This window comes from Neobacillus sp. 19, assembly GCF_049463095.1.
Classification (GTDB): domain Bacteria; phylum Bacillota; class Bacilli; order Bacillales; family Cytobacillaceae; genus Neobacillus.
The window spans coordinates 117398-142722 of record NZ_JBMPZU010000011.1 but is presented as its reverse complement, the minus strand read 5'-3'; the positions used below and the strand labels follow the sequence as shown (position 1 = coordinate 142722).

At 37.9% G+C, this 25325-nt stretch carries 28 protein-coding genes; 8 read left to right on the top strand and 20 right to left on the bottom strand.

Annotated features, from left to right (window positions below):
* Positions 1-33 precede the first annotated feature (33 nt).
* Positions 34-963 carry a YHYH domain-containing protein gene (locus ACO1D1_RS02895; RefSeq protein ID WP_423334881.1) on the bottom strand — a complete coding sequence of 310 codons (930 nt, stop codon included), beginning with the start codon at positions 961-963 and terminating at the stop codon, positions 34-36.
* A 348-nt stretch (positions 964-1311) separates the two neighbouring features.
* Positions 1312-1686 (bottom strand): VOC family protein, encoded by a 375-nt coding sequence (locus ACO1D1_RS02890; RefSeq protein ID WP_423334880.1) that lies wholly within the window; start codon positions 1684-1686, stop codon positions 1312-1314.
* Between the two features lie 278 nt (positions 1687-1964).
* Between ACO1D1_RS02890 and ACO1D1_RS02885 the strand changes: the two genes are divergently transcribed.
* Positions 1965-2405 carry a CoxG family protein gene (locus tag ACO1D1_RS02885; RefSeq protein WP_423334879.1) on the top strand — a complete coding sequence of 147 codons (441 nt, stop codon included), beginning with the start codon at positions 1965-1967 and terminating at the stop codon, positions 2403-2405.
* Between the two features lie 140 nt (positions 2406-2545).
* A complete protein-coding gene (locus ACO1D1_RS02880) occupies positions 2546-2875 on the top strand; it encodes a four-helix bundle copper-binding protein (RefSeq protein WP_423334878.1) in 330 nt (109 codons plus the stop codon).
* A 171-nt stretch (positions 2876-3046) separates the two neighbouring features.
* Here the strand turns inward: ACO1D1_RS02880 and ACO1D1_RS02875 are convergent, their stop codons facing one another.
* Positions 3047-3313 carry a hypothetical protein gene (locus tag ACO1D1_RS02875; RefSeq protein ID WP_423334877.1) on the bottom strand — a complete coding sequence of 89 codons (267 nt, stop codon included), beginning with the start codon at positions 3311-3313 and terminating at the stop codon, positions 3047-3049.
* A gap of 235 nt (positions 3314-3548) precedes the next feature.
* The gene (locus ACO1D1_RS02870) at positions 3549-3746 is read right to left on the bottom strand and encodes a hypothetical protein (protein WP_423334876.1); all 198 of its coding nucleotides are present in this window, start codon (positions 3744-3746) and stop codon (positions 3549-3551) included.
* A gap of 160 nt (positions 3747-3906) precedes the next feature.
* Between ACO1D1_RS02870 and ACO1D1_RS02865 the strand changes: the two genes are divergently transcribed.
* The 4 genes from ACO1D1_RS02865 (at position 3907) to ACO1D1_RS02850 (ending at position 6761) form a co-directional block, all read left to right on the top strand.
* On the top strand, positions 3907-4665 hold the full coding sequence (locus ACO1D1_RS02865; protein ID WP_423334875.1) for a CPBP family intramembrane glutamic endopeptidase: 759 nt from the start codon (positions 3907-3909) through the stop codon (positions 4663-4665).
* Between the two features lie 133 nt (positions 4666-4798).
* Positions 4799-5554: a SurA N-terminal domain-containing protein gene (locus ACO1D1_RS02860; RefSeq protein WP_423334874.1), complete on the top strand. Its 756-nt coding sequence runs from the start codon at positions 4799-4801 to the stop codon at positions 5552-5554.
* 266 nt (positions 5555-5820) lie between these two features.
* Positions 5821-5988 carry a hypothetical protein gene (locus ACO1D1_RS02855; protein ID WP_423334873.1) on the top strand — a complete coding sequence of 56 codons (168 nt, stop codon included), beginning with the start codon at positions 5821-5823 and terminating at the stop codon, positions 5986-5988.
* A gap of 239 nt (positions 5989-6227) precedes the next feature.
* Complete coding sequence (locus ACO1D1_RS02850) at positions 6228-6761, top strand: hypothetical protein (protein WP_423334872.1); 534 nt, start codon at positions 6228-6230, stop codon at positions 6759-6761.
* 16 nt (positions 6762-6777) lie between these two features.
* Here the strand turns inward: ACO1D1_RS02850 and ACO1D1_RS02845 are convergent, their stop codons facing one another.
* The 5 genes from ACO1D1_RS02845 to ACO1D1_RS02825 all read right to left on the bottom strand — a co-directional run bounded on the left by ACO1D1_RS02845 (position 6778) and on the right by ACO1D1_RS02825 (position 8820).
* Positions 6778-6951 (bottom strand): hypothetical protein, encoded by a 174-nt coding sequence (locus ACO1D1_RS02845; RefSeq protein WP_423334871.1) that lies wholly within the window; start codon positions 6949-6951, stop codon positions 6778-6780.
* A 503-nt stretch (positions 6952-7454) separates the two neighbouring features.
* Positions 7455-7670, bottom strand: coding sequence for a hypothetical protein (locus ACO1D1_RS02840; protein WP_423334870.1), 216 nt, complete (start codon positions 7668-7670; stop codon positions 7455-7457).
* Between the two features lie 64 nt (positions 7671-7734).
* Positions 7735-8187: an ArsI/CadI family heavy metal resistance metalloenzyme gene (locus ACO1D1_RS02835; protein ID WP_423334869.1), complete on the bottom strand. Its 453-nt coding sequence runs from the start codon at positions 8185-8187 to the stop codon at positions 7735-7737.
* A 29-nt stretch (positions 8188-8216) separates the two neighbouring features.
* On the bottom strand, positions 8217-8411 hold the full coding sequence (locus ACO1D1_RS02830) for a hypothetical protein (RefSeq protein ID WP_423334868.1): 195 nt from the start codon (positions 8409-8411) through the stop codon (positions 8217-8219).
* Between the two features lie 70 nt (positions 8412-8481).
* On the bottom strand, positions 8482-8820 hold the full coding sequence (locus tag ACO1D1_RS02825) for an ArsR/SmtB family transcription factor (protein WP_423334867.1): 339 nt from the start codon (positions 8818-8820) through the stop codon (positions 8482-8484).
* A 670-nt stretch (positions 8821-9490) separates the two neighbouring features.
* Here ACO1D1_RS02825 and ACO1D1_RS02820 point away from each other — a divergent pair.
* Positions 9491-10585, top strand: coding sequence for a mechanosensitive ion channel family protein (locus tag ACO1D1_RS02820; protein WP_423334866.1), 1095 nt, complete (start codon positions 9491-9493; stop codon positions 10583-10585).
* A 300-nt stretch (positions 10586-10885) separates the two neighbouring features.
* Here ACO1D1_RS02820 and bla read toward each other — a convergent pair whose 3' ends face one another.
* From bla to ACO1D1_RS02785, 7 genes are all read right to left on the bottom strand, one after another.
* Entirely contained in the window at positions 10886-11791 is a 906-nt protein-coding gene (bla, locus tag ACO1D1_RS02815; RefSeq protein ID WP_423334865.1) for a class A beta-lactamase, read from the bottom strand.
* A gap of 255 nt (positions 11792-12046) precedes the next feature.
* A complete protein-coding gene (locus ACO1D1_RS02810) occupies positions 12047-14101 on the bottom strand; it encodes a peptidoglycan D,D-transpeptidase FtsI family protein (protein WP_423334864.1) in 2055 nt (684 codons plus the stop codon).
* 120 nt (positions 14102-14221) lie between these two features.
* Entirely contained in the window at positions 14222-16018 is a 1797-nt protein-coding gene (locus tag ACO1D1_RS02805; protein WP_423334863.1) for a BlaR1 family beta-lactam sensor/signal transducer, read from the bottom strand.
* Positions 16018-16407 carry a BlaI/MecI/CopY family transcriptional regulator gene (locus ACO1D1_RS02800; protein ID WP_423334862.1) on the bottom strand — a complete coding sequence of 130 codons (390 nt, stop codon included), beginning with the start codon at positions 16405-16407 and terminating at the stop codon, positions 16018-16020. The genes ACO1D1_RS02805 and ACO1D1_RS02800 overlap by 1 nt, the downstream gene beginning before the upstream one ends.
* Before the next feature lie 154 nt (positions 16408-16561).
* Positions 16562-16768, bottom strand: coding sequence for a hypothetical protein (locus ACO1D1_RS02795; protein ID WP_423334861.1), 207 nt, complete (start codon positions 16766-16768; stop codon positions 16562-16564).
* Between the two features lie 380 nt (positions 16769-17148).
* The gene (locus ACO1D1_RS02790; RefSeq protein ID WP_423334860.1) at positions 17149-17520 is read right to left on the bottom strand and encodes an iron chaperone; all 372 of its coding nucleotides are present in this window, start codon (positions 17518-17520) and stop codon (positions 17149-17151) included.
* Positions 17521-17572: 52 nt separating this feature from the next.
* Positions 17573-18280 carry an FAD-dependent oxidoreductase gene (locus ACO1D1_RS02785; protein ID WP_423334859.1) on the bottom strand — a complete coding sequence of 236 codons (708 nt, stop codon included), beginning with the start codon at positions 18278-18280 and terminating at the stop codon, positions 17573-17575.
* A 1355-nt stretch (positions 18281-19635) separates the two neighbouring features.
* Between ACO1D1_RS02785 and ACO1D1_RS02780 the strand changes: the two genes are divergently transcribed.
* The gene (locus ACO1D1_RS02780) at positions 19636-20547 is read left to right on the top strand and encodes an RCC1 domain-containing protein (RefSeq protein WP_423334858.1); all 912 of its coding nucleotides are present in this window, start codon (positions 19636-19638) and stop codon (positions 20545-20547) included.
* 147 nt (positions 20548-20694) lie between these two features.
* On the opposite strand, the gene ACO1D1_RS02775 is transcribed toward ACO1D1_RS02780, so the two are convergent.
* The 4 genes from ACO1D1_RS02775 to ACO1D1_RS02760 all read right to left on the bottom strand — a co-directional run bounded on the left by ACO1D1_RS02775 (position 20695) and on the right by ACO1D1_RS02760 (position 24956).
* A complete protein-coding gene (locus ACO1D1_RS02775) occupies positions 20695-21570 on the bottom strand; it encodes an alpha/beta fold hydrolase (protein WP_423334857.1) in 876 nt (291 codons plus the stop codon).
* 1042 nt (positions 21571-22612) lie between these two features.
* Complete coding sequence (locus tag ACO1D1_RS02770; protein ID WP_423334856.1) at positions 22613-23311, bottom strand: ZIP family metal transporter; 699 nt, start codon at positions 23309-23311, stop codon at positions 22613-22615.
* A gap of 137 nt (positions 23312-23448) precedes the next feature.
* The gene (locus ACO1D1_RS02765; protein ID WP_423334885.1) at positions 23449-23583 is read right to left on the bottom strand and encodes a YjcZ family sporulation protein; all 135 of its coding nucleotides are present in this window, start codon (positions 23581-23583) and stop codon (positions 23449-23451) included.
* Positions 23584-23741: 158 nt separating this feature from the next.
* Positions 23742-24956, bottom strand: coding sequence for a serine hydrolase domain-containing protein (locus ACO1D1_RS02760; protein ID WP_423334855.1), 1215 nt, complete (start codon positions 24954-24956; stop codon positions 23742-23744).
* Between the last annotated feature and the right edge of the window lie 369 nt (positions 24957-25325).

Genomic DNA, 25325 nt, shown 5'->3' with positions numbered 1-25325 from the left:
GTTCATCTTACTTGGTTCAGTTGTGAAAATGGTCTAACCCAAAACCCAACAACCTAGATAGGCGTTTTCGCATTTATCGTGAAACGCTTTCGCGTTTTCGTGCGCCGCTTCACCTACCATAATACCGTCAATGATATCATTAACTGCCATATTTCCATTGTCATAGAAATAGTATTGGTCGTTGCCAACCTGAACCCAACCCGTTTGCATGACACCATTTTTACCTAAATAATACGTATCGCTGCCTGTCTGCAGCCATCCGGTTTTCATCGCTCCGTTAGCATTTAAGAAATACCAAGAGGCACCATCCTTGAGCCAGCCGGTTTTCATTGCACCAGATTTGTAATCAAAATAGTACCATTGACCTGATACGAATTCCCAGCCTGCCTTCATGGCACCATTGCCTTTTAAGTAGTACCATGCATTTCCATCCTTAAGCCATCCTGTCTTCATGGCCCCGGAGGATTGCAAGTAATACCACGTACCTCCGTCTTTTAACCAGCCTTTGGACATTGCTCCATTACTCTTTAAATAATACCAAGCGCCATCATAGATCCACCCGGTTTCCATCGCGCCTGATTGATTAAGGTGATACCATGCGCCACCTGTATGAATCCATCCGGTTTGCATCACTCCTTTAGAATCTAGGAAAAACCATGTATTTCCGGATGCTAACCAACCCTTATGTAATTTCCCTGATGAGTAGTAATACCAGCTACCACCATTATACTGCCACCCAGTTTTTGAAGTACTTGTGCTTGTACTTACACTTGTACCCGTGCTTCCGCCTGAATTGCCGCCATTATGATAGTGGTACTGTCCGTATTGGAGGCCCCACTTCTCACAATTAGTCCTACAAGTATGTCCTCCGTTTGCATCCGTGTTGCCTGGATGGGCTAATGCTGACATCGGTAGGGATGTTAATACCAAAAAACAAATAAACGCTACCAGTGATTTTTTCATCTTTACCCCCTATTTAGTTGATATTTCGTATGAATGTAAAAATAATACAATCATAGTGATTATAGTATAATAGACCCGAAATAGATACAGAAAATAGGGAAATATTACAATTTTAAAAAAACTACCAATTGGGAGAATCGGTATAATTATTTCAATCTTAATTTACTATAAATACTAAATTAATTTAGTTAATAGTCTTTAAAGAAACAAAAAAATGGCTGGCTTTACATTTAATACTGTAAAGTCACCCATTTTGCATCAAAACACCACGTTAACAAATATAACTACCATTCTATATATGTATAGAAAAACCATTCACAACTGAAAAAAAGATCTCCAAAATATTCGTTAAGACACATCCTTACAAATCATCAACACGTTACCATCCGGGTCTCTAAAAACAAAATAAAAATCGTCCTCAATCTCTGTCAGTAATTCAACATTATTATCTTTCATAAATTGAAAAGAAGCGTGGATATCATCCGTAACAAATTGTATGGATGGTACTTGATAAGGTGAAATGTTGCCTTTTTCGTCTCGCCACTTTGGCATCGTATCTAAAATTAATCCCGCTGTACCATCCATTGGAGCCGTATATATATGCCCAAAATATATTTCTCCACCTTCTAAACCAAGTATTTCACTATACCATTTTTTCGCTTTCTCGATGTCTGATACCGGTATAAACACACCACCAATACGGTTTTTTATAGGTGTACTCACTAGCAACCTACCTCCTTAAATCATATAATCTATATATTAATTCTTTGAAATTCTACTAATTCCTTTTAAAGAGCTGAGGACTTTTTTCAACCCTGCTATTATGTTCTACAATAAATGTTGAAATGGTTCCCCAAAAAGCATTCTCACTAGTCCAGAAGGCAGAGGATTGGAAAAGGAAAACATGTATAATAAGTGATGTAAGTTTATACTGTTTATGTAATAGTTATTTTCTAGAAATGTAAACTTACAATTCATACGGAGTGAAAGTGGGAATCATAATGGCAATGGGAACACATACAGTAGAAATTCCAGTAGATATACAAACAGTTTGGGATTATGTCAGTGATCTTGAGAAATGGGCAACGTCCGTACCCGCCTATAAAGAACATGAAATCATTAATGACAAGCAATCTATTTGGACATTTGAAGGCAGTGTGAAAGGGATTAAAAAAACAATCCAAGCGCAGGTTGATATTACCGAATGGAATGAACCTTCAAATATTAAGTTTGAACTAAAAGGTTTATCAGATAACTTTACAGGCAGCGGCCACTTTACTGCAGAAGAGATTACTGGTAAAACAACAATGACTTGTACGGTGAACGTCCATGCAGGTGGATTAACGGGTGCAGTGTTAACACCAATTATTAAATGGGCTGTTCCGAAAGTAGCCTCTCGTTTAACAGAATCTATCGCACGTAAAATTGCAGTATTCTCATAGTTTTCATGTATAACCGAAAGGGGGCTATCCAAAAATGGATGGCCTTTAGTCTAGTGGAGGGACCCCAATATCGATGTTTGACCTCTAAAAACTTAGGTTACTATAGTAATGTAAGAGATTTTAAGGAGGTTATTTGTTTTATGTCATACGACCAATATCAATCAGTTATTGAAACACTGCATGAATGTATGGTTGCATGTAATAACTGTTACGATGCTTGCTTAAAAGAGGAAAATATGAATATGATGGCGGAGTGTATTCGCCTAGACAGAGAATGTGCGGATATTTGTGCTTATTTGGAACAGGCAATTGTCAGAGGAACACCGTTCATTTCTGAATTAAGCCAAGTTTGTGCAACCATTTGTGAAAGATGTGGAAACGAGTGTCAAAAACATGAACATAAACATTGTAAAAAATGTGCTGAAGCTTGCTTTAAATGTGCTGAAGCTTGCCAAAAGCTAACGGCTTAATATTACAATTTACAAGATTGAATGTAGAATCATCTACTTTTTAAAGGAACCCCTGTTGTAAACCTTAATCAATAGTGAGATGGGATCTGCAAGGTTAATCAAATATTTACGATAAATTTTGAGGATTGGACTCTATATTGTACAAGAGTCCAATCCTTTTTCTTTAAAATCTCATTGACGGTACATTAACTGAACTTTTTCAAGATCACTTATAAAGAGGTTCACTTCCTCTTGGCTCAACCTTACTGGCATTTGATCATATAATGTAATGATTTGACCATCCGTATCATCCCGGTGCTTTTTCAAATAATCATACATACTTTTTAACTGACTTTCTTTAATAGTTGATTCTGTGGTAAAGTGTTTTACTTTCTGTAAAGAAAATTCGTTCATGAGTTCATCAAACTCTCCTGAAATAATGTTCCCCGTCAGCAGCATGTAATCACTCCCAAACCAAAAGGTTATTTTCTGTTAGTTTAGCCCAAAATGTCAAATCTATATGAGGACTACTGCCAGCAAGTTGAAGAACAATATTTGGTCTAGCAAACAAGGACTTATATTAGAATAGGACCCGATGTTGAACAAAAAAAGTGCGAAATAAACAAAAGGACTCCCATCTAGGAAGTCCTCCAAATGCCATACCCCTGCGTTTAAAGGATGACTTTACTTCATTCTAATCTCTTGTTTTTGAGGCATGAGAGTCTTCATCAACGGTACCTTCTCCCGCCGTGTTGTACAGCGTATCACCTGCTACAGTACCAAATGGATCAAGAGCAGAAGCCATCGTATCTCCGTGAACAACACCTACATCAGTTCTTCCCGCCTCGCCGGTATCGTGATCGTCGCGTTTCCGTTCGTTCATATCCGCCATCTATTTCACTCCCTCACTTTTTATAGGGAAGTGCTATTGTTTTAGCAGCACTGTCCTGTAAATAGTTTGTCCAATAATAGAGGGTTTATTTGGAAAAAACAACTAGACACCGCCAAGTTGTTTTCTTATGATAAAAATAAAATGAATAACGGGGGAACGAATGAATTATTACGGTAAAGTATTGGCAGGTTTCATTGTGCTGGATTTGTATTTGAACATGGGAATTGCGAAATCGAGCCAATTTTGGCTTCAGGTTTTATTAGTCCTTTTGTTTTTTCCTTTATTGAAAGGAATCCTCATTCTAACGAAGGCAAAAGAATTTAAAAATATCGGAATCAGCTTTCATCCAAAATGGTTCAAGAATATGGTGCTCGGATTTGCCATCGGCTTTTCTTTTTGGCTGATTAAATATGCTTTACAATATCTCCTTCACGGCTTTGACATTATCGGAATAAAACCGTTTCCTCAACTTTTATTGCCACTCTTCATGATCATGCTGACTTTTTTGGTCGGTTCCATTTTAAACGACATGATTGTTCGAGGTTATGTATTCGGACATTTGAAAGGGAAAATACCAATGAAATGGGTGTTTCTCATCTCGCTTGTGATTTATGCGCTTGATGATGCATGGAATGAGGGATTCAGCCTAGGGAACACTCTTTTTTCTCTTGTGCTTGGATTATCGGTTACATATGCCATTTATAAAACTGGCTCCATTTGGGCAGATACAGGCATCCATTGGGGATTGAACGTCTGTTACGGGATCTTTAACGGTACACTTGGAAGTTCGGGTGGAGGAATTCTTCTTATAAAAGACCACTCGGCAACTTTCATGACAGAATCCATTTCTTATATCATTCCCCTGTTCATGTTTCTATTTATATTCTTGATGAGAAATAAATTTGAAAAGGCTGGCTAATGTTTCAATCCTGTTATAAATATTAAAAAAGAGCGCATACTGTATCTTTTTGGTAAGATTAACTTTATAATGCGCACTAGATGGTTTTTTTTAGGGGAAAATAATACTTCTAGCTTAAGGAAGGAAATCGATTATGAAAAAAATGATGCTTACATTACTAACTGGTCTAATGGTCGTTGCTATAGCAGCATGCGGCGGAAATGAAGAAAGTAAAGATGCGAAAAAGGATAATAAAGCAAAAACAGAACAAACCGATCAGCAAAAGCAAATGGATGAAATCCAAAAGAAATTAAAAGCACAGCAAATAGATGAAAAGAAAACGGTTGCTATAGTCAATGATAAAGAAATTTTAGGAAGCGACTATAATAACGCTTTAGCATCTATACAAGGACAAATGCAGCAAATGGGACAAGATCCAACTTCTAAAGAAGCTGCGGAGCAAGTAAAAAACCAAACAATTGAAAGCTTAGTCGGACAAACTCTTCTTCTTCAAGACATAGATAAAAAAGGCTATAAAGTTTCCGAGGCAGATATTAATAAGCAGCTGGACGAAATAAAAAAACAGTTTAAAACAGAAAAAGAATTCGAAGCCGCTCTTAAAAAATCCGGCATGAACATGAAAACACTTCAAACTCAAATAGCTAACGATATTAAAGTGAAACAGTACGTTGAGAAAGAAGTGCCGGCTGGTGAAATTACTGATGAAGAAATTCAAAAAACGTATGATCAATATGCGGAACAAGGAAAGAGTACTGGACAAGAAGTTCCAAAGCTTGAAGAAGTAAAACCGCAAATCGAACAATCTCTTCAACAGCAAAAACAGCAGGAAAAACTCGCTCAACAGGTTGAGAAGTTAAAGAAAAATGCGAAGATTGAAATTAAGATTTAAGATGTTACACACAAAAATGAACAGTTCAAGGGGCTGCTGACAAATGCCCCTTCAAACGAAAAAGAAGATGAATCTCTACAAAATGTAGTGTCCATCTTCTTTTTTATTCACTATATTCTGGGTCTATATATGAGGCTCTATAAGCTACTATTTATACATATTTGTGAAGTAATGCTTGCTGCACGAAATGGCAGGTTAGTGAAAGAAGGATTTATTAAGGTTCATAATGAATTATTTATTAAAAGGAAAATATGGGGGTACCGAATATGAAAAAAGACCCACTTGAATACATAAAGGTTGCAAGTTTTGTTATTATAGCAATTAGTTTATCTGTTATTGCCTGGAATTCCTCTAAAGAAATTTCATATCTCCAAGAAATTGAAGATCAATTAGGTAGCATTAAGGTAGCACTAAATACTCATCTTGAACGATAATAAAATAGGGATTATTATAAAACTAGGGTTCTTTAATCCAGGAAGGATTAACGACCTTTTTGTTGAACTCTTATTGTGAACTGGGGCGTTACTTGAAGATCTGGCTTGCCATTGCGGTGGCCATTTTTTTTTGAACGAAAGGGCAGGTTTGTTCAATAACGAGGTGGAATAATATTACCTTAAGATAAGAATTTAATTTGAGTGAGAGTATATATGTTAAGGCGAGGAGTGAAGTGATTATGAAATTAGCTACTTCATTAAATAACGAGAAATCAAAATGTCTTGAAGAATGGTTGGAAAAATACATATTCCCAAACGATTTCCTTGAAGATAATTTCTTTAATTCAAGTATAGTTATATATTCTGTTGATTTGAGCAATCATTATACTTTATTTCACTCACTAGTTCATAATCAAAAGGCTGCAAAGTTTTCACCAGAAGACTTAACTAACGCTATATTAAAAGGGTGTCGAAAGTTTAGATTAAATGAAGGCTGTTATTATTTTAATGTTAATGTTCACGATAACATTAAAAGGGAAACGGACAGCATTGGAAATTATAGTTTAAAAAGACAGAATGAAAAAAACACGCTTTTTCCATTGTATTATTTATTGACTGAGAACAGAGCAAAAGAAGGTGGTACTTCTTATACTGGGCTTATCGGTATGAATAAAGAATGGATGTTGTCAATTGAGTTTGAAAATAAAATAATTTTTAAAGTTCACGGTAAAGTAGCGTTTTGTGAATTTGTGGAAAAACAATTACAGAATTAATAATCATTAGTGTTTCTTATTCAACTACATGAGTACAATTAATCTCCTTAATCCAGTCCAATAACTTTAATAGAAAAACTGTTTTAGTAGAAAATGTTTGAACCTCCTTTCCTTTTGAAGTCATAATACAAGCAGTGATATTGTCCTTATGAACATCCAAACCACATGCTCTTTCAATGATTACATCCATTGAAATCTTCCTTTCTAGGCTTGAAAATTGGAGGCTGGTGCAACAATCAGAATTAGGATTAATCTACCATGAGTGCTTCCTGTAAGGGAGCAACAGTTTGTGGTGCACCGTGGTCGTTGGAGTCAGACTAACGGATGGGCTCTATGGCACCATAGTTCATCGACCTTCCTCTCCAGCCTTAGAACAAGTATGGACGAATTCAATACATTTTCATTTTTTGTGGTGAAGAGCTGTTTTTTTGCGATTCATGGATGGCTAACGGGTGCGTTGATCTAAGAAGGATTAACGCTCTTTTTAAGCATTAACGCTTAATTTTGTGGAAATTCCTCAACAACAGTCGGTTTAGTGGAGAAGATATCATCGTCACAATTAATGTTATAACGGTAGCCATCGATCCGATAATCGAACCGAATACAGAAGACCTAATTCTTCTCGACCGTAGTGGGAATGGATCAGGGATTTGGATGATTGGGAATACAGGAATATGCTGCTAAAAAAGACCTTTACTGGTCTTTTTTTATTTTATCTTTTAAATCTTTATATGCATCCAAGAATCGTCGATACGTCTGTGAACCATATTCATTGATGTTGTGATGAAAAAATAGTTCCATGGCGATTTCTTTCGCCTGCTCCAATGTGCAATTCCTCGAAATTAGGATTAAGTTTAGATAGGATAAAAAATACTCTTTCTTTAATGAGCCTGCATGATTCACGGTCATAATTCCACTTCCTAAGTAAAGGGGTCCCATAAGGCTGAGACCCCTTTCATGTATTTTGGGAACTTTAAGAACAACAGTTGTTGGTATTTGTGTTTTGAGGAGTCTGGGTGTCAACGCAACAAGATGATGTTCCTGCACTGTTTTCTTCAAAATTTGCCTTTGTGTAGAAAAACTCCCACTCGTTCCCATCGGGGTCATGAATCCAGAATTTGTCCTGAAGCGCATAGCAGCAGGCTGTATTGATTTCGTCGTATTGGGAAAGGATGCCGTTTTTAGCAAGCCTGTTCTTATGGGCTATAACCTCTTCTGTACTTTCCACTTGAATCCCGAAATGCCCCACTTGATTCCCCCCTACTTCATCCCGAAGATTGAGGGTAAAATTCAATCCTGGTGTTTCAAGAAGGAACTTCGCATAATCAGGCTTTACCTTCACTGGTTCAGCCCCGAACAGTTTGCTGTAAAACTCTATGGATTTCTCCAGATTCGTTACATTAAGACCAACATGTACATATTTCATTTCGATTCCCTCCAACTTTTTTGTTATTTTTAGCAATGGCAGGCGCAGCAATTTTGTTGTGGTATGGCAGTGGAATTATGACGGTTGTTCCATTTCCTGACCACTTTTTGAAAAAGAGATTCGTGGTTTAAATCCACGTATTTCCAAGCATCACGAGCTTTCTTTTCAACTTCCTCCTGGCGAAGTTTTACAATTTTATACACATCGTTTTCTTTAAAAAACATGATTTACTCCTTCTTAATCAAATTATATGATATGTTAATCAAAAAAAATTGATATAAACACTAAAAAAAATTAGCAGCAATTTTGCTTGAAAATACAGCATAGTTCATGGGATAACAAACGGTTTAGTTCATTTTGGTTCAGCTCGTAATAACTCCATGTTCCTCTTGTTTCTTTTTTGATTAGGTCGGCATCCAGTAGGATCTTTAGATGGTAGGACAATTTTGATTGCGCCATATCAATCAAAGGAGATAAGTCGCATACACACATAGAACCATTTTGGGTAAGCAGATTCATAATTTGAAGCCTTTTCTTATCGGCAAGGGCTTTAAACTTTTGTTCATATTGTTGGAACATTTGGTCCAGAGACACAACATGTAATTCCTTGTTTAAGTTCGATTCTTCTTTCATATTTTCACCTTCTTTTAGTTAAATCAAATTATCTTGATGTATTTATATTATATCCAATATTTTCTTGTGTCAATTAGTTTATCAAAAATTTTTGATTTATTTTTCAGCCGGTAATAACGGGTAACAAGTCAATCAAATTTAAGTCAACGTTGTGAAGTATTACACTTAAACAAATGGATGCTTAACTGCAAACGTGGAAACTTTCTCGTGGCTTTTTGTGAACAAGGAATAAACTAAAAAGAGACTACATATGCAAGTTTTTATACACAACCTGTATATGTAGGCCCTTTTTATATTCATAAAACATACTGCCATTTTATTTGCCAAAAACAGTTTGTCTTCGTTTTATAAGAGAATCATGTTCCTAGAGGCTCCATTTCAAAAGACATTGGCTTTAATCTAATTTCCATTAAGTGTGTCTTTAAAATGAGCAAAAACTGTGTTATTCAACTAGACGGTCACAACAGATTCTTTTTGCATTTTTTTATTGGCTACTTTCGGTAAGAATCGTGAATAATAAAAGTAGTCCATAATTGGATGTATAACATTGAAAAAATTGGATATGTTCAATTGCTTTAATATACTACTTGTTTCAACCAAATTAAGATAGCCGAAGATAGTAGACGAACAGATGATTTTAAAGTCGCCAATGATTAGGAGATGAATCGTTATGTCCTGGAAATTATTCTCTTCATACGAATTCATAAAAGATGTTGGAATTTCAGTAGGTATCCTTTTGCTGTTCTTACTTTTTCGGAAGATATTTGCCAAGTATGTCTTTGCTCTGATCGTAAAAGGGATTCGAAAAGAAAATCATCCTTTTTTCTCTCACATGTTTTTATCATTCGAAAAACCAATTCAGTGGCTGTTTATTGTATTGGGAATTTATGTATCCGTTTGGTATTTCCCCTATTTTGATCCTACACATGTGTTATTTCTGAAGTTAGTAAAATCCTCTATTATCTTTCTTGCAGGTTGGGGGTTGTTTAACTTATCATCTTCATCAACGCTTATTTTAGCAAAGCTTAACGAAAGATTCGATTTTGAAATTGATGAAATACTCATCCCTTTCTTGTCTAAATTATTGCGAGTTATCATTGTGGTTGTCATCTTTTGTGGGATTGCAGAAGAATTTAATTATAATGTTATTGGTTTGGTGGGAGGTTTAGGATTAGGCGGACTTGCATTTGCCCTAGCTGCTAAGGATGCAATCGGTAATCTATTTGGGGGAGTCATCATCATTACAGAAAAGCCTTTTACAATTGGTGATTGGATCTTGACACCTAGCGTAGAAGGTACAGTTGAGACGATTACTTTTAGAAGTACAAGGATACGAACATTTGCACAAGCGCTCGTAACAGTACCAAATGCGAAATTAGCAAATGAAACCATAACGAACTGGAGTAAAATGGGGAAAAGGCGGATTGTGTTCAATTTAAGTGTAACGTTTGAAACACCCAAAGAAAAGTTAGAAGGTGTGATTAAACAGATAGAGTATATGCTGAAAACTCACTCTGGAATCCACCAAGACACAGCCATTACTAAGTTTGATAAATATGGAGCAGATGGGTTAGATATTTACATTTACTTTTTCACAAAAACAACAGTCTGGTTAGATTTTTTAAAAATAAAAGAAGAAATCAACTATAAAATAATGGATATCCTTGATCATGAAGGGGTTTCCCTTGCGAGACCTAATAGAAAGATATATGTCGATTCAAAATCGGAAGATAATAGTAAAGTTAGATGGGAGTTATTAAAGTGAAGGACCTTAATTCTACACTAGGATTCATGATTTTTATCCCGTTTTAACAAGCTGAAAAGGGTGTCTCAAAAGCATAAATTCTAGGGGCAACCCCAACTAAAAAGAGCCTCAATATGCAAGTTTTTATACACTACTTGTATATTGAGGCTTCTTTTATATTCAGAAGAAAAGCCACCCACAAGAATCGCCTTCACATTGGTTAACGTGTTTCAGGTCCTTTTCAGAGGTCAAAATATCTACTACAGACTGGACAATCGGAGGAAGCATAAGAATTGTGATGCGTATATTTGAGTATCTTTCCTACTTCAGAGCGTTAAGTGCCACCTTGGCCGCTTCTGCGATCAGCGCATTGTCATAGGTGGCATTCTGTGTATCGCGGCTGGAAAGAACTGCGATGACAATGGGAGCTCTATTCGGCGGCCACACAATCGCAATGTCATTCCTCGTTCCATAGCTTCCTGCCCCGCTCTTATCAGCGACTTCCCAGCCTGTTGGTGCACCAGCCCGGATCAAGGCATCTCCAGTGGCATTTCCCCGCATCCAATCTGTCAGGAGCGAACGTTTTTCAGCAGGGAGTACATCGCCGACTGCGAAAGCCTGAAGGCTGGTTGCTAGTGCTTTTGGCGTGCTGGTGTCACGTCTATCTCCAGGAACAGCTGAGTTCAAATCCGTCTCGTAGCGATCAGCTTGGGTTACGTGATCGCCAATCTGCCTCAATTCTGCTTCAAACCCCTCAGGCCCTCTCAATTTCTCTAATAATAGGTTCCCTGCAGTATTGTCACTATATCGAACAGCAGCCTCAATCACTTCCCCAAGAGTCATCCCGGTATCCACGTGAAGGCTTGTGACGGGAGAATACGCAACGATGTCCTCGCTGTTGTATGTAACTAACTCGTCAAGCTGGTCAATGGCGGAATGCTGCAGCAAGGCACCCGCGGCTAGAGCTTTGTAAGTAGAGGCGAAAGCGAACCGCTCTTGAGGCCGATAGGAGACCTTCCGATTTGTACCTGTATCGATCGCGTAGACTCCAAGACGAGCATCATATTTATCCTCAAGTTTTGCAAACTCCCGGTGTATTTGGGGTGCTGGTATTTTCCTGACTACCTTTTCGGGATTCTCAGAAAGGTTATCGGTAGTCATCGACCAGCCGGCTAACGGAACAATGGCAACCACTAGCACAAGCAGGGTGATTATAAAATTTTTCATATTGAAAATATCATCTGTTTTCCTCAAAATCTTTACCTCTTTCTCTTAATATTAGAAGTTCTGAAAATAGAATAAGCGGCTTATTCTATTCAATCTCACTTTTTCAGCTCCTTAAAAAACTGCCTCGAAACGCTGGGGAGAGTTTCCTCCTTTCTACAATTTGATTACATGCGTAATAGTAGGCTACGCACTAAATACCACATATGTAGTATTTGTTGCACAATCAATACTACACTTGTAATAAAAAGATGTCAATCATTTTGCAGTTGGCTGTCCTTTTTCATGAAGGTCAAAATATGCCCGAAAAACCCGCTGGCTGATGATATTAGCTGCACTGTGCGGCTGAGCATAACCATCACGGTAGGCATTTGGCACAATAACGGCAATAGCAATCTCGGGATCATCGAATGGGGCATAACCAGCAAAAGAAAGATTCCAAGTCTTGACCCCATTTTTATAGGATTCCGAGGTTCCGGTTTTACCCGCTGCATTGTACGGTTCGTCTTTAAAATATCCTCTCGCCGTTCCTTTGGAACCATGGGTAACCAGCCAAAAGCCTTGTTGAACCCGCTTAAGCATCTCCTCACTCATATCTACCTGATTCAGCACGACTGGTTCGATTTCATCAATTACGCTGCCCGGCTCATTGCCATTCATATTGGGTTCACGAATCTCCTTCACCAATTGGGGCTTCATCCGGTACCCTCCATTGGCAATCGTTGTGATATACTGGGCAATTTGCAGCGGTGTATAGGTATCTAGTTGTCCGATGGCTATTTGAAAGTAGGTGCTTGGATTGGTTCCTTTAATTCCCGACGTTTCATTATTAAAACCAATACCGGTCGGGATGCCCAAACCAAATTGGTTGAAATAATAGCGGATCGTTTCTATTTTTTTCGGATCGATATTTAATGTGCCATTGGGGACATACTTGCCGCCCATCATTTCAATCGCAGTTTTCCACATATACACGTTTGATGAACGCTCTAATGCCTCTAATTCGTTAATTCTGTTCATGACTTGGTAAGAGGAAAAGGTTCCCGAGCCTTTAAACCGCATGACTTCATCCAACTCGGTTTCTCCAAAATCCCTGACACCCGTTTGGTAACCAGTTAATACAGTGGCCCCTTTTACAACGGACCCCTGTTCAAACGCATAAGTGAAGGTTCCCGGGGTAAAATCGGTAAATTCTCCGGACTCCCTGTTATAGACTTTTCCTGACATCGCTAGAATCCGGCCAGTTTTTGGTTCCATGGCCACGACAAAGGCAGTGTCAAGGGTATCCGTATGCGGCTTTTGGATGGCATTGACCAACTCTTCCTGCATGATTTTTTCCACCTGGGCCTGAAACTCCATATCAATGGTCAGAACAAGATCCTTGCCGCTCTGCCCTTCCGAAACTGTCTCAGTACTCACCACATTTCCTCTTTGGTCAGTCACCGTTTTCACTTTTTCCTTTTGGCCCTGCAGGACGCTGTCATAGTGCTCTTCAATATAGCTTTTCCCGACGCGGTCATTCAATTTGTATCCTTTAGCCGTATAGTAATCTACCTTTTCTGCCGGAAGGCCTTCATCTGCACTCGTTACTTCCCCAAGCATATTCCAAAACGTTTCTCCGTAGGTTCGGCCCCTCTTCCAATCGGTCGTGACATCCATCCCCGGCAGGTTTTCCAGGTTTTCATTGACCTTTGCAAATTCTTCCTCTGTTACATTTTCATTTTTGACCATCGTCGGAGTTAAAGCGGTGGCGGACGATAGTTTCCGGTAGATGGCCGCCAGGTTTTTATCCATTTTCTTGAGGTCGCTTTCTGTAATGCGCTTCAATTTTGAATGATATAAATCCTTGTCATTCAGCTTTTCCTGTTTGTATAATTTCTCCTCCTTCGTTGTGATTAAATCCGTGCCGTTGTTATGTACTAACAGCCAGATATCTTTCAAATCCCGATCGGTCACTTTATTGACCTCTTTCTCAGTCATATCCAGAAAGGTATTTAACTTTTTGGCCAGTTCAAGCAATTCTCCAGGCTGCGGATTTTTCGGCGGTGTATAGATAATCGCCTTTTCCGGAATATTGTAGACTACTAACTTATGATTCGTATCATATATTTTCCCGCGCGGAACGGAATAGCTGACGGGCGTCACATCTGTCTTCTCTGCCTGAGCCGCATAGGCTTCCCCTTTGATAATTTGGATAACGCCCAGGCGGAGAATCAGGATAGAAAAAAGGACAAAGACCATGAAAAAGAGGCCATTCAGTCTCCAGCGGATTGGGTTTTTTACTATATTTTCTTTCAGCTTTTTCTGCTTCAAAACACATCAGCCCTTTCATACTGGGAAATTTGCGTATATGTTTATTACGAATACTACATTTGTAGTATTTTGTATCGAAAAGTCCCAAAAAGGAAGAGTAATCCTTTCTGGGGTTCAATATTAATATATTTTTTTATGATGCAGGATCTGCTTGGCTATCTCTGCTGCCTTACTTCCCTGGGCTTGACCATCCTTATTTTGAATATTAATAGCAAAGTAAAAACGATCATCACCTTTATCGACAAAGCCAATGAACCAGCCATTTACATTCTTTCCATTAACCATACCGGTTCCCGTTTTACCGTACAACCGACCATTCTTTTGCTCATCTATTAAAAGTGCCTTTTTTACCGCCTTGATATTTTCCGCTTTAAACCCCCATTGGTTTTCTTCAAATTGGTATAATAATTGGACCTGTTCAATGGGTGATATTTTTAGGGAAGATTCCATCCAGTAACTATCCAAATCCCCTGAAAGATCCTCATTCCCGTATTTTATCTTGTGAAAATAATCTTGCAGCGGCTTTCTCCCTACCTCTCGATCGGTATTCTGGAAATACCAATTCACGGAACGGCTTAAGGCAGTCGCTAAATTTTGATTTTGATTCCATTCCGGAAAGGGATAAATTCTCCCACCCCAAACCTGTTTATTATTATGCGGCGAAATCACATTGGATTCCAATGCAAACAAGGCAGAATATATTTTATAGGTACTATCGGGAGAGATCCTCTGTTCACTCATCTCTCGGTTATATATTTGATAATGGTTATTAGAGGGATCATATAAAACAAAGCTGCCCTTGTAGCCCTTAAAATAGGAGCTTAGATCTTCATAGGCCGCATTCTTCCCGCTAAACTGATACACATTATTTGGGCTGGCAATAACTGTAGTGATTGGAGCAAGGAATAGTACAACAATTCCTAGAACAGCACAGATGACCTTACTTTTCCATTTCAATAATAGAGAATCACTAGAGTAGCTTGCGATGCACTGGATTCTTTGTTTGATTTGTTTTTTGGTCCCACCTATACCTGGAGCAATTTGTTCAAAGGGCCGATCATATTTTTTATCTGCAAAACGAATAATGGTATACCCATATTCGGTATATCCGCTCTCATCCAAGAGAATTAAAACGGATGCATCACAGGCCAATTCCCGATCCATTCGAATCCTTTTTAAGGCATACCAGACGAATGGGTTAAACCAATAAAGAATATGAACGATCCACATGGCGTAATTAACGAACAGATCTTTACTTTTATGATGATGCAGTTCGTGCAAAAACACGTATTTTAATTCATCTAACGAGAATGCTTCTTGCGTTTTGCTTGGAATAAAAATATAGGGCTGAAAAATCCCGAACGTAATCGGCGAGGTAATAAGAGAAGTCTCCCTCAGCCTTATGTTTCTTTTCACCCCAACCATCTCTTTGCACGCTTCTAATAGATCATTTAACTTTTCGTTATGAACAGCCGCAGCTGACTTTTTGATTTGATGGATTTGATAGCTTGAATAAACAGCAGCCCCAACCATAAGAACCACTCCAATGACCCAAACCGTAAAAAATGTATGGTAGACGAAATCTGGCGTGGACTTGTTTACCGATACTGTGAAATCATGTAATAAATCGCTGTTTGGCGCCTGAGAGGTATCCACTCCATTTATCCTTTCACTCTTCAACGCCATGTCTTTATGAAAAAAAAGGAAGCTCTCAAAATAGTGAATTCCTTCTCCAAGGCGAAAATAATTCCAAGGTAAAAAGGAAGCAAGGATGGGAATGCAAAGAAAATACCAAATATGATAATGTGTTTTCACCGTCATATGATGGTTTAACAGCTTTTTGATTAACAGAATCAAGAAAATAAGGAGGGATACCACGATTGTACTTACTAAAATGCGCAGCAGCATGGTATCCATTATTTCTCTCCTTCTTTCTTATCCCTCATAATCAATATTTTCTTTAGTTCCGATATTTCTTCATTCGATAACTCATCATTTTCAATTAAATTTAACACCATCGAATTTAACGTTCCGCCGAAAAACTGCTGCAGAAAGGATTTACTTTTCTGTCCAACATATTCGTTCATTTCAACTAGTGAAGTATAAATAAACACCCGGCCATCTTTTCTTGCGTGCAAAGCCTTTTTCTTGACCAAGCGCGCCAGCATCGTGTGAATAGTGTTTGGCTTCCAATCACTCTTATTCGATAATTTCTCCACAACCTCAGGAGTCGAAATCGGCTCAAAGTTCCATATAACCTTCATCACTTCATACTCTGCTTCTGATATTTGTGGAATCTGCTTCATGATAATCCCCCTACTTTTACAACTGTAGTATTTATTATAGCAAGACAGACCTAATACATAAAGAATTTAGCATATGGTAAATAATCCTCCTTGTGAACTGAGGATTTATTTTGATACTATACACCACATTTTAGATATAAGAATAGCTGCCCGTTTATACAGTAAGCGCAGCTTGACAATTATAAAATTCCCTCTCAGATTTTTGAATAACGTTCACAGTTCCTACAGCAAAAGGTTTCGCCGAAGCGATATCCGAAGTAAACCAAAATCCAATTGTGTCGATATCATTATTTAATTTTTGAACAGCCGTTCCTTTATTAAAATGGTTAAATTTCCTTATAGAACCATGATATACGATCATTAACATACCCTCCAATATTAGATTATCCAAAATTTAGATATTGTTTAAAATAGAGAGATAAAAAATGTCTAATTCCTCTGCATTTTTTCCAAGGAATTAGACTAATGATCTTCAACAATTGCGCCCGATTACGGAATATTAAAAAATACAGAAACTGCAAAATAGTTCCTCAATTATTTTGCAAAATTGGCCCTATAATGGAATAACTCAAACATGATCCCCATCTTAAAATCCGTTAAGTTCATCCTTTTACAAGCTTGTTTATCCTTATAATCCGTTAAACGAACACATTTCAAAAATTCATTTAGTGCTGAAGGTAAACTACCTTAAATATCCAAGACTATTAACTGAACAAAGCGTTTTTGATAAGGCGTGATGCTTTATTTCCGCCAAAAATTCGTATAGTCTGCCTTATCCATGATATTAAATTCAATAATATTTTCTAGTAATTCGTAATTTACCTGCTCATTCCACTGAATACGAAATAAGCCTTTGGTAGAGCTGTAGCCAGTTTTTGCAATGTCATCGGCAAAATGCAAAATGCCTGCTACCTCTGGCGAAACACTCAAATGCAGCTTGGCTGTAGAAAAGCCTATGATAAATGTGCCGTGGTCGGAAAACATTGGCGTATTCCATTTGAATATCGGTTCCAAATTCGGAAATTTATTTGCAACCCACACCAAAATCTCCTCTGTTCTGTCGCGGTTGTCAGGGTTGTCGATTCCTGCTAAATATTTTTCAAAAACCTCCACGTTGATCCCTCCTAGAATAAAATGTTCTCTTTTAATTCGAATTCATTCTTAACTAATACCCAAAAAAGGAATCCTTTTTGATATTCTTTTTTAAAATATTATTATTTTGTAAATAATCGGAGGTTGCATCTACCATTTCTTTCGGTCCAGCAATTAAGTATTTACCATCGTTCTTATATAAGGTGGTAAACTTATTTATCTCCCGATATAAGTCATCCCTTGAATCAAGGTAAGTTACACTTATTGAATAATTGTTAGCAATTTCATCAATTTCATCTTTAAATAGATATGAGTTTTTGCTATTCATATAGAGAAGTTTTATTTGTTTTTCGACTCCATTCCACTCTGCTTCTACTTGTTTTAATATTGAACGAAATGGTGTTATTCCAATTCCGCCTCCTATCAAAAGGGAAGGATTGTTATCTTTTAAATAAAAACTACCTACTGGCCCACTCATTTTAACCTTCATACCCTGTTTTAATTCCAACATCGCCTTCTTAAAATCGCTTGGGTTATCACCAATACGCATTGTTAGTCTAACAACATTGTCAGTGGGAGTAGATGCCAGAGTAAATGGTTTTGTAGGATTTTTTATTTTCTTATGAGTAATGCTAAACAAACCATGTTGCCCTGCTTTCCAAGTTAAATCTTTCTCTTTTTTAAATAGGAAGGTATAAACACCTTCTGACTCTTTGTAACTTTCCAAAAATAGTAAATCTCTCTTTTTAAATATGGATAAAGTATCTTGAAAAAAACTCATTTCCTATCTCCTTTATTAAAGCTATCCTACTGACTTGAATTTTATTTTTCTAAATCCTCCATTTAAATTAAACAAAAGATTTGTTTTCTTACTTGCTGGGTTTATAATAGCATTAAACTATGTCAAAAAATGATACTGTTTAGGAGGACCCCATGAAAAAAGTTGAACGGATTAATACCATCATGCGTCCGTTGAAGATAAAACAACTCTTACAATGATTGTGGCTCCCGTATCTCCGACTGAGGAAGAGATCAAAGCCTTCGAGGATTCAAAAGAGATGGCTCAGGAAGGTTATTCCGGAACCTTTGATCAATTAGATGAATACCTAACAAAGATATAAGCCGTTTAAAATAGCCACAACAAAAACACCGACCACCGGTGTTTTTTGTTATATATGTCTATCCCTTCTTTAGCTTAACAATAATCAGTTTCAAAATTTCATCGTTCGTAAAAACGTTACTCTGCAATCTGGCCAGTTTGTGGAAGAATGATCTTTTTGAAAATCAATCAAATTTGTAACAACTATCCCAGATTCGATAAAAAAAAAGAGAGCAGCCGCTCCGTTAAAATATCATGCTTTATCGCTTTAAACTTTAGTTGAGTGGGGTAAAAATGATAAAGTATGGCTTATATTTTTCATCTGCCTTTATGATTTTTTACCATTTAAGATCAATAGGATTCCTTTTTGGAGATAAGTACTTTTAGGTGTTTACATAAAGGGGAAACTTATATGGATAATATAAGACCAATAGACACTCTTCGCCCATTCTCTTTAATTTTTCACATCAAACAAACGTTTAATTTAAACAGCTGCAATCCTTGCTATATGCGCCTTTCTCCTGCTTAATCGGTAAAAAACTTGCCGAAAGATGCCTAAAAATTAGGATTGGAATAGATTCAAACCACTATTTTCATGAATCGACATCCTTTCGATCCAATTCAATAGTGGCTTTATTAAACAAACATTTGATTAAATCTGGTGCAAAGTATAACTCTATTAGGATTTCCACTGTAAGCTTGAAGAGAAAGTTGTCGAGTATTGCCGGGGCAATTTACAGATATGAACCCACATATTTGCACTATTTGACAGGTTTAAGGTGAAAATTCATCATTCGATCTATTCCCCACATTTCCGCCACCCATCAAATGTTTGATTGAATGCTGCCTCAGTGTACTTCAATTCAAGATTCTCCTAGTTAAATGCCTAAAAAGAATGTTGAAACCAGCCTCAAATGGACGTTTCTCTAATTGGTCATGAGGCATTAATAATTATTTCTTACATTTGACCAGTAACCGTAAAGTTACATATACTTGGCAGGTACCTGCATGGTTCCTTATATACAAGGAGGTAAAACATGGATTTCATTTCGCCGAAAGAAGCGTTGTTAAAGGTGAAGCGGTGGCCGAAAGATACCATATCGGCGGGTCGTCGTCATACCGTTGGGCTTAATTCGGACGGCACGGTGACGGCTGTGGGTGATAATAAATATGGCCAATGTGATGTAAGTGGCTGGCGCGATATGGTGGCGATCGCCACTGGTAATGTTCATATGGCGACGAATACGGGTAATGCTCATACAATCGGGCTTAAATCGGACGGTACAGTGGCGGCTGTGGGTTGGAATAAGCATAACCAATGCGATGTAAACGACTGGCACAATATTGTAGCGGTTGCGGCGGGATGGCGTCGTACCATTGGGCTTAAATCGGATGGCACGGTGTTTGCTGTGGGCCGAAATCATGATGGTGAATGCAATGTAAGCGGCTGGCATGATATTGTGGGGATCGCGGCAGGTGACTGGCATACTATTGGGCTTAAATCGGACGGCACAGTGACCGCTGCGGGTAATAATCGGTATCGCCAATGCAATATAAGCGGCTGGCACAATATTGTGGCGGTCGCGGCGGGTTATCTTCATACAATCGGTCTCAAATCGGACGGTACGGTGACGGCAGTCGGTTTGAATAAACATGAACAATGTAATGTAAGCGGCTGGCGCGATATGGTGGCGATTGCCGCGGGTAGTAATCATACCATCGGCCTTCAATCGGACGGTACGGTCGCAGCTGTGGGTTGGAATGAGTATGGTCAATGTAATGTAAGTGATTGGCGGGATATTGTAGCGATTGCCGCGGGTTGTGGCCATACCGTCGGACTTCAATCGGACGGCACAGTGGTTGCTGCCGGTGATAATGAATATGGCCAATGCAATGTAAGCGACTGGCATGGCATCCAACTGCCCGGCATACAAGATTTAACAAAGTAGTTCCGATAATGTGGAGAAAAAGTGGAGAAAAAGTGAAAAAACAATTAAAAACGCACAATCAATACCGTAATAATCGAACAAAAACAACATTAATAATTAGCACAAAAAAAGCTTGGTTCTCCAAGCTTTTTCATTATACATTTCGCCTTATACGGTTAAAGCGTTTTTGAGAATCTCATCCCAATGAGATAAATATAGTAAGTGCCCTTCATTTTCTATAAAGGAATAAGTGGAATTAGAATATTTTTCACGGAGGTAATTTGAAGTCTCAGAAGTCCAAATAGTATCTTTATCACCTTGCCAGATATTCACTTTTACATTATGAAGAGGATTCCTTCTGTCATCAAATTTTTGGCATAATGCAAGAGCATCGTAATATACCCCAATGCCTTTATTACGGTAACTTTCCACTGCCCCTTTGATAATGACCGACTTCATTAAAGGGTCAACTGCAACTTTCTGGTCCTCTTCAACCATTTGTTGTATAGATTTTTGTATGGTAGAATCCAAATTATTTGTTACCTTCTTACTGAGACTTTTAAAATAAAATTTTGTCATAAGAGGTATGTACTTGTTCATATTCACAATGCTTTTCCAATTCGCAGGTAAAATTTTTGTAGTTTCGTTACTATTTAAAGGGATCGCACTACTAATTAGGTTAAGAGAAGTGACTTTTTCGGAGTATTTGTCTGTGAAAACTTGGCTATATAATCCTCCCGCTGACCATCCAATAATCGAAGCCCTTTCAATTCCTTTAGCAAGAAGGAACTCATTTATTGAGTCGGCAAAGTCCTCCATCGAATATTTTACCTTCACATCGGAATCTCCATAACCAGGGCGATTAATGGCAAAGAAACGAACATTATATTGATCTAATAGTTTTGTATCAGGATGAATAGAACGAGCTGATGAACCGAAACCGTGAAAGAAGATAACTGTATTCTGATTCGTATCTCCGTAACTTAAATATGATAATTTCCGATTATCCTGTAACTGAATAAATGAGTCATTGTACTCTTTCAATATTTATACTCCTCTCTTTTCGGGTTTTTCTCCATTTATATTCAACGTAGGAATTCCAATATCCTTTTTGCAATAACTATAGCTATTGTCACGTTTTCATTAGGTGTGCTACTTTCGGTGAGATTTTAGGATTTTTTGTCCGAAAATACATACTATAGATACACAATTCGTCCCTGAACTTCACCACATAGAAGCGGAAGAATATTCTTCAGACTTTCTTCGTTCAACCAATCCCCGCTAAGATTTCTCGAGGAGTGCCAGACACTGCCTGGATATTTCGATTACAGAGAAGTTACGATGATTTTTGGGGAAAGTGCGACGTAGAGTGATTCTACATCGGGGTTTGAGCTTAAAAAATCGAGAAACCACTACGTAGACCGCTTCTACATCGGGATTTGAGCTTAAAAATTTGCCAAACCCCTACGTAGACCGCTTCTATATCGGGATTTGAGCTTAAAAACTTGCCAAACCCCTACGTAGACCGCTTCTACATCGGGGTTTGAGCTTAAAAATTTGCCAAACCCCTACGTAGACCGCTTCTACATCGGGGTTTGAGCTTAAAAATTTGCCAAACCCCTACGTAGCTTTTCTACATCGGGATTTGGACAAAAAATTCCCTCAGACGTCCAAATAGAAGATCTCTTGATACATCTTGTAAGTCGCAATCGGCCAAGATTCCTTCGCATCACTATCCAACTAAAGGATGTCTCAAGGGAATTTGATTCACTGGTAAGATCACGTTGATAATATGACGACTTTCGACCAGGCTCTTCTTCTTCCCTTCCAAACAAACATTTGATTGAAACAGCAACAATCCTTGAAGTAACAACCTTCACACCGCCAAACCTGAAAAGGAAATTGTCGAGAATTGCCAGGGGAATTCTCAGTATATAACCCATATAGTTACAAAATTAAACTGGTTACACGTTACATTGTTCTATCAATTTCCTGTAATTCCGATACTAATAAAACGTTCGTTTAAAAGCATGCTCAACCTTCCCATAGCCAAAAAAAGCCAACAGAACCGTCCGTCCCCTTGGTCTCACGCAACACTATGCAATAAAAAATATAGTAAAATCCCGCCTATAAAGAATAGATGTGTACTTTTGAAGGTTCGCTGATTGATTAACGGCAATAACAAGGTTCCACTCAGATACAGGAAAATCCCAGCGGTAATGGATAAGCCAATGGCAATAATTTGTTCATAAAGATCGGTAAACCTTGATAATAAAATCACACTTCCTGCGCCCAAAAATGTGAAAATTCCCTGGATGATCAGATAAATAGCTGTTTTTTTCCTGCCATTCAGAAAGGCAAGCATAACTGAAGCATAAGATAGCCCCTCCGGTATTTTATGAATAATGAGCGCAATAGAAACAAAGATACCCAGTTCAAATGATGCAGAATAACTAACAGCAATGGATAAACCCTCAAAAAAATTATGAAGCAACATACCAATTGTTAATCCCTTAACAGCTGCAGAATCACTGTTTTCTAAACCGCTTGTACCAGCTGAAATGGTCGGCAGAAAAATAAAATACATGATCAGAAAACCAAGGATGACGAATAAGCCGCTATTATTTATCCCCTCCTGTACTTCAGGGATTAAATCCAAAAGAGCAATGGATAACAATAAACCGACGCTAAGAGCGACTAATGACAATAAGGTTCTTTCAGACCAATTTCTTCGAATTAAGACTAGAAATCCACCGAGAATGTAGGCAAGTGTTGAGATTAACAAAACAAGAAATACAGATGGAGTCAGGGTAATCCCTCCTATTCGTTCACTCCTCCATATTTATTCACCGGATTGACAAATGGTTACATCACACATAAAAATGAGGATGCCCAATAAAGCTCCCCTCATTTTTTCTATAATTAATAGAAACTTGCTCCAACGATAATTAACAGAATGAACAATACAACAATTAACACAAATGGACTGAGGCCACCGTAACCGTAACCTCCGCCGTATCCGTAGCCAAAACGCCCGCAGCCGCACCAACCGCACATTGTATGACTCACCACCTTAACTGTTTATTTTATTCATATGCAGCCATGTCCATCAGAGGGAGGACAAATATCATATGTCAGTTAAAAATGGTTGAATGTCCTATTTAATTTTTTACATTACTGCCGCTATTTTCGGCGGGTGGAGACCAGGCACTTACTTACCATTCTTTTCCCACTTTTAAAGAAACTTCTTTTAAGACATCCGGCCAACTATCTACCTTTCCCTGAGATTTACCCGTTCGTAAAATGACAATATTATTTTCCGGAGACATATATAGGTACTGTCCATACTTTCCCATCGCAAAATAATCTAACCCGCCATTTTTATTCGGTGTACTATACCACATGTATTTATATCCTATATTACTATTTTCTAAGAATGAGCCTTTATATTCAGCACTATTTAAAGGGAATTCGCTAAGTGTAGACTGTTTTATCCAATTTTCATTTAGTATATGCTGCCCATTCCACGTTCCACCATGAAGTAACATGCTACCGATCTTTACAAAATCAATCGCTTTAAAATTAATACCGCTCTCCATCTTTTCAAAACCTGTTTCTTTACTGTCTAGACTCCATGAGCCTTCATATTCAGCTCCGATTTTATTCCAAACCTTTTGTTCGAAATATTCCGCTACATGTTTCCCCGAGCTTCTCTCCAGTATGATGCCAAGTAATAAGGGATGATAATTGTTATAATGAAATTTACCTTGGTATTTTGTCGTCAGATGATTATGAGCCAACGCTAAACTACGTAAATCAGGCATATAATACGTTTTGGCATCGTCGCCAAACCAGATATTCCCTTCCTCATAGCTGATGTTTGAACGCATCAGAAGTAAATCTTCAATTGTAATTCCTTCCATATTTGTTCCTTTGAACTCGATTATATAATCAGCAATGGACTGTTTTACACTTTTAATATAACCATCTTCAATCGCCTCTCCAATTAACAACGAATCGATTGACTTAGCCATTGAGAAAGATGTATTAACAGTGTCCTTGTCAAATCCATTGTAATATTCCTCCATCACTACCTTGTCATCGTAGACAATGATAAAAGACGTAGTATTTGTTTCCATTAGAAAGGTATCCAATGGCTTTGTTCTGCCTTTTCCTCTATACATATAATCTATTGGCATGGTTTTTAAAGATTCATTCAGGCTGTATTTGTAAAAGTAGGGCTGTGAGCTTCTTGAAATAATCCGCTCAGGAAATACGTTGTATTCCATTACATCTGAATTTCCATTTACGATGGTCCTAAAAACATATTGTGGGGAAAATATAAATGAGGAGACTAATACAAGAAGTACCGAACCTATCAAGGGAATGGTAAAAATAATAAGTAACAGCTTGGTCGTTTTCTTCTTCATTTTACCTCCTAAATTTCTAAAAAATAGTGTGTCGGAAAGTTATGATCTAATTCATTTTATTCTGAACAGCAGGAAAAATATTCCCACTTAAATAGGACAAGAGGACAAGATCCTCACATCGGAGAATATCGCCCTCATATATACGATCTATATTTAAAATAAAAAACCTCATTTACTTACTTTTTCGCTCTTCCTTGTCCGAACTTGTCTCGGCTTCGGACACTCTCTTGCTTTTTTCGCTCTTCCTTGTCCGAACTTAGCCCTGCTTCGGACACTATCTTGCTTTTTATGCTCATCCCTGTCCGAAGTCCACTCATCTTCGGACACAGCCTTGCTTTTTATGCTCTTCCTTGTCCGAAGTCAACTCAT

Bases quoted from the DNA above. Each gene is read 5' to 3' on its own strand.
- ACO1D1_RS02870 (WP_423334876.1), bottom strand. From the start codon at position 3,746: ATGGCGGATATGAACGAACGGAAACGCGACGATCACGATACCGGCGAG.
- ACO1D1_RS02835 (WP_423334869.1), bottom strand. From the start codon at position 8,187: ATGAAATATGTACATGTTGGTCTTAATGTAACGAATCTGGAGAAATCC.
- ACO1D1_RS02855 (WP_423334873.1), top strand. From the start codon at position 5,821: ATGAAAAAAGACCCACTTGAATACATAAAGGTTGCAAGTTTTGTTATT.
- ACO1D1_RS02840 (WP_423334870.1), bottom strand. From the start codon at position 7,670: ATGACCGTGAATCATGCAGGCTCATTAAAGAAAGAGTATTTTTTATCC.
- ACO1D1_RS02785 (WP_423334859.1), bottom strand. From the start codon at position 18,280: ATGAGTTTTTTTCAAGATACTTTATCCATATTTAAAAAGAGAGATTTA.
- ACO1D1_RS02865 (WP_423334875.1), top strand. From the start codon at position 3,907: ATGAATTATTACGGTAAAGTATTGGCAGGTTTCATTGTGCTGGATTTG.
- ACO1D1_RS02765 (WP_423334885.1), bottom strand. From the start codon at position 23,583: ATGTGCGGTTGGTGCGGCTGCGGGCGTTTTGGCTACGGATACGGCGGA.
- ACO1D1_RS02795 (WP_423334861.1), bottom strand. From the start codon at position 16,768: ATGATCGTATATCATGGTTCTATAAGGAAATTTAACCATTTTAATAAA.
- ACO1D1_RS02880 (WP_423334878.1), top strand. From the start codon at position 2,546: ATGTCATACGACCAATATCAATCAGTTATTGAAACACTGCATGAATGT.
- ACO1D1_RS02780 (WP_423334858.1), top strand. From the start codon at position 19,636: ATGGATTTCATTTCGCCGAAAGAAGCGTTGTTAAAGGTGAAGCGGTGG.
- ACO1D1_RS02845 (WP_423334871.1), bottom strand. From the start codon at position 6,951: ATGGATGTAATCATTGAAAGAGCATGTGGTTTGGATGTTCATAAGGAC.
- bla (WP_423334865.1), bottom strand. From the start codon at position 11,791: ATGAAAAATTTTATAATCACCCTGCTTGTGCTAGTGGTTGCCATTGTT.
- ACO1D1_RS02820 (WP_423334866.1), top strand. From the start codon at position 9,491: ATGTCCTGGAAATTATTCTCTTCATACGAATTCATAAAAGATGTTGGA.
- ACO1D1_RS02805 (WP_423334863.1), bottom strand. From the start codon at position 16,018: ATGGATACCATGCTGCTGCGCATTTTAGTAAGTACAATCGTGGTATCC.
- ACO1D1_RS02895 (WP_423334881.1), bottom strand. From the start codon at position 963: ATGAAAAAATCACTGGTAGCGTTTATTTGTTTTTTGGTATTAACATCC.
- ACO1D1_RS02825 (WP_423334867.1), bottom strand. From the start codon at position 8,820: ATGAAAGAAGAATCGAACTTAAACAAGGAATTACATGTTGTGTCTCTG.
- ACO1D1_RS02760 (WP_423334855.1), bottom strand. From the start codon at position 24,956: ATGAAGAAGAAAACGACCAAGCTGTTACTTATTATTTTTACCATTCCC.
- ACO1D1_RS02860 (WP_423334874.1), top strand. From the start codon at position 4,799: ATGAAAAAAATGATGCTTACATTACTAACTGGTCTAATGGTCGTTGCT.
- ACO1D1_RS02830 (WP_423334868.1), bottom strand. From the start codon at position 8,411: ATGTTTTTTAAAGAAAACGATGTGTATAAAATTGTAAAACTTCGCCAG.
- ACO1D1_RS02800 (WP_423334862.1), bottom strand. From the start codon at position 16,407: ATGAAGCAGATTCCACAAATATCAGAAGCAGAGTATGAAGTGATGAAG.
- ACO1D1_RS02875 (WP_423334877.1), bottom strand. From the start codon at position 3,313: ATGCTGCTGACGGGGAACATTATTTCAGGAGAGTTTGATGAACTCATG.
- ACO1D1_RS02885 (WP_423334879.1), top strand. From the start codon at position 1,965: ATGGCAATGGGAACACATACAGTAGAAATTCCAGTAGATATACAAACA.
- ACO1D1_RS02850 (WP_423334872.1), top strand. From the start codon at position 6,228: ATGAAATTAGCTACTTCATTAAATAACGAGAAATCAAAATGTCTTGAA.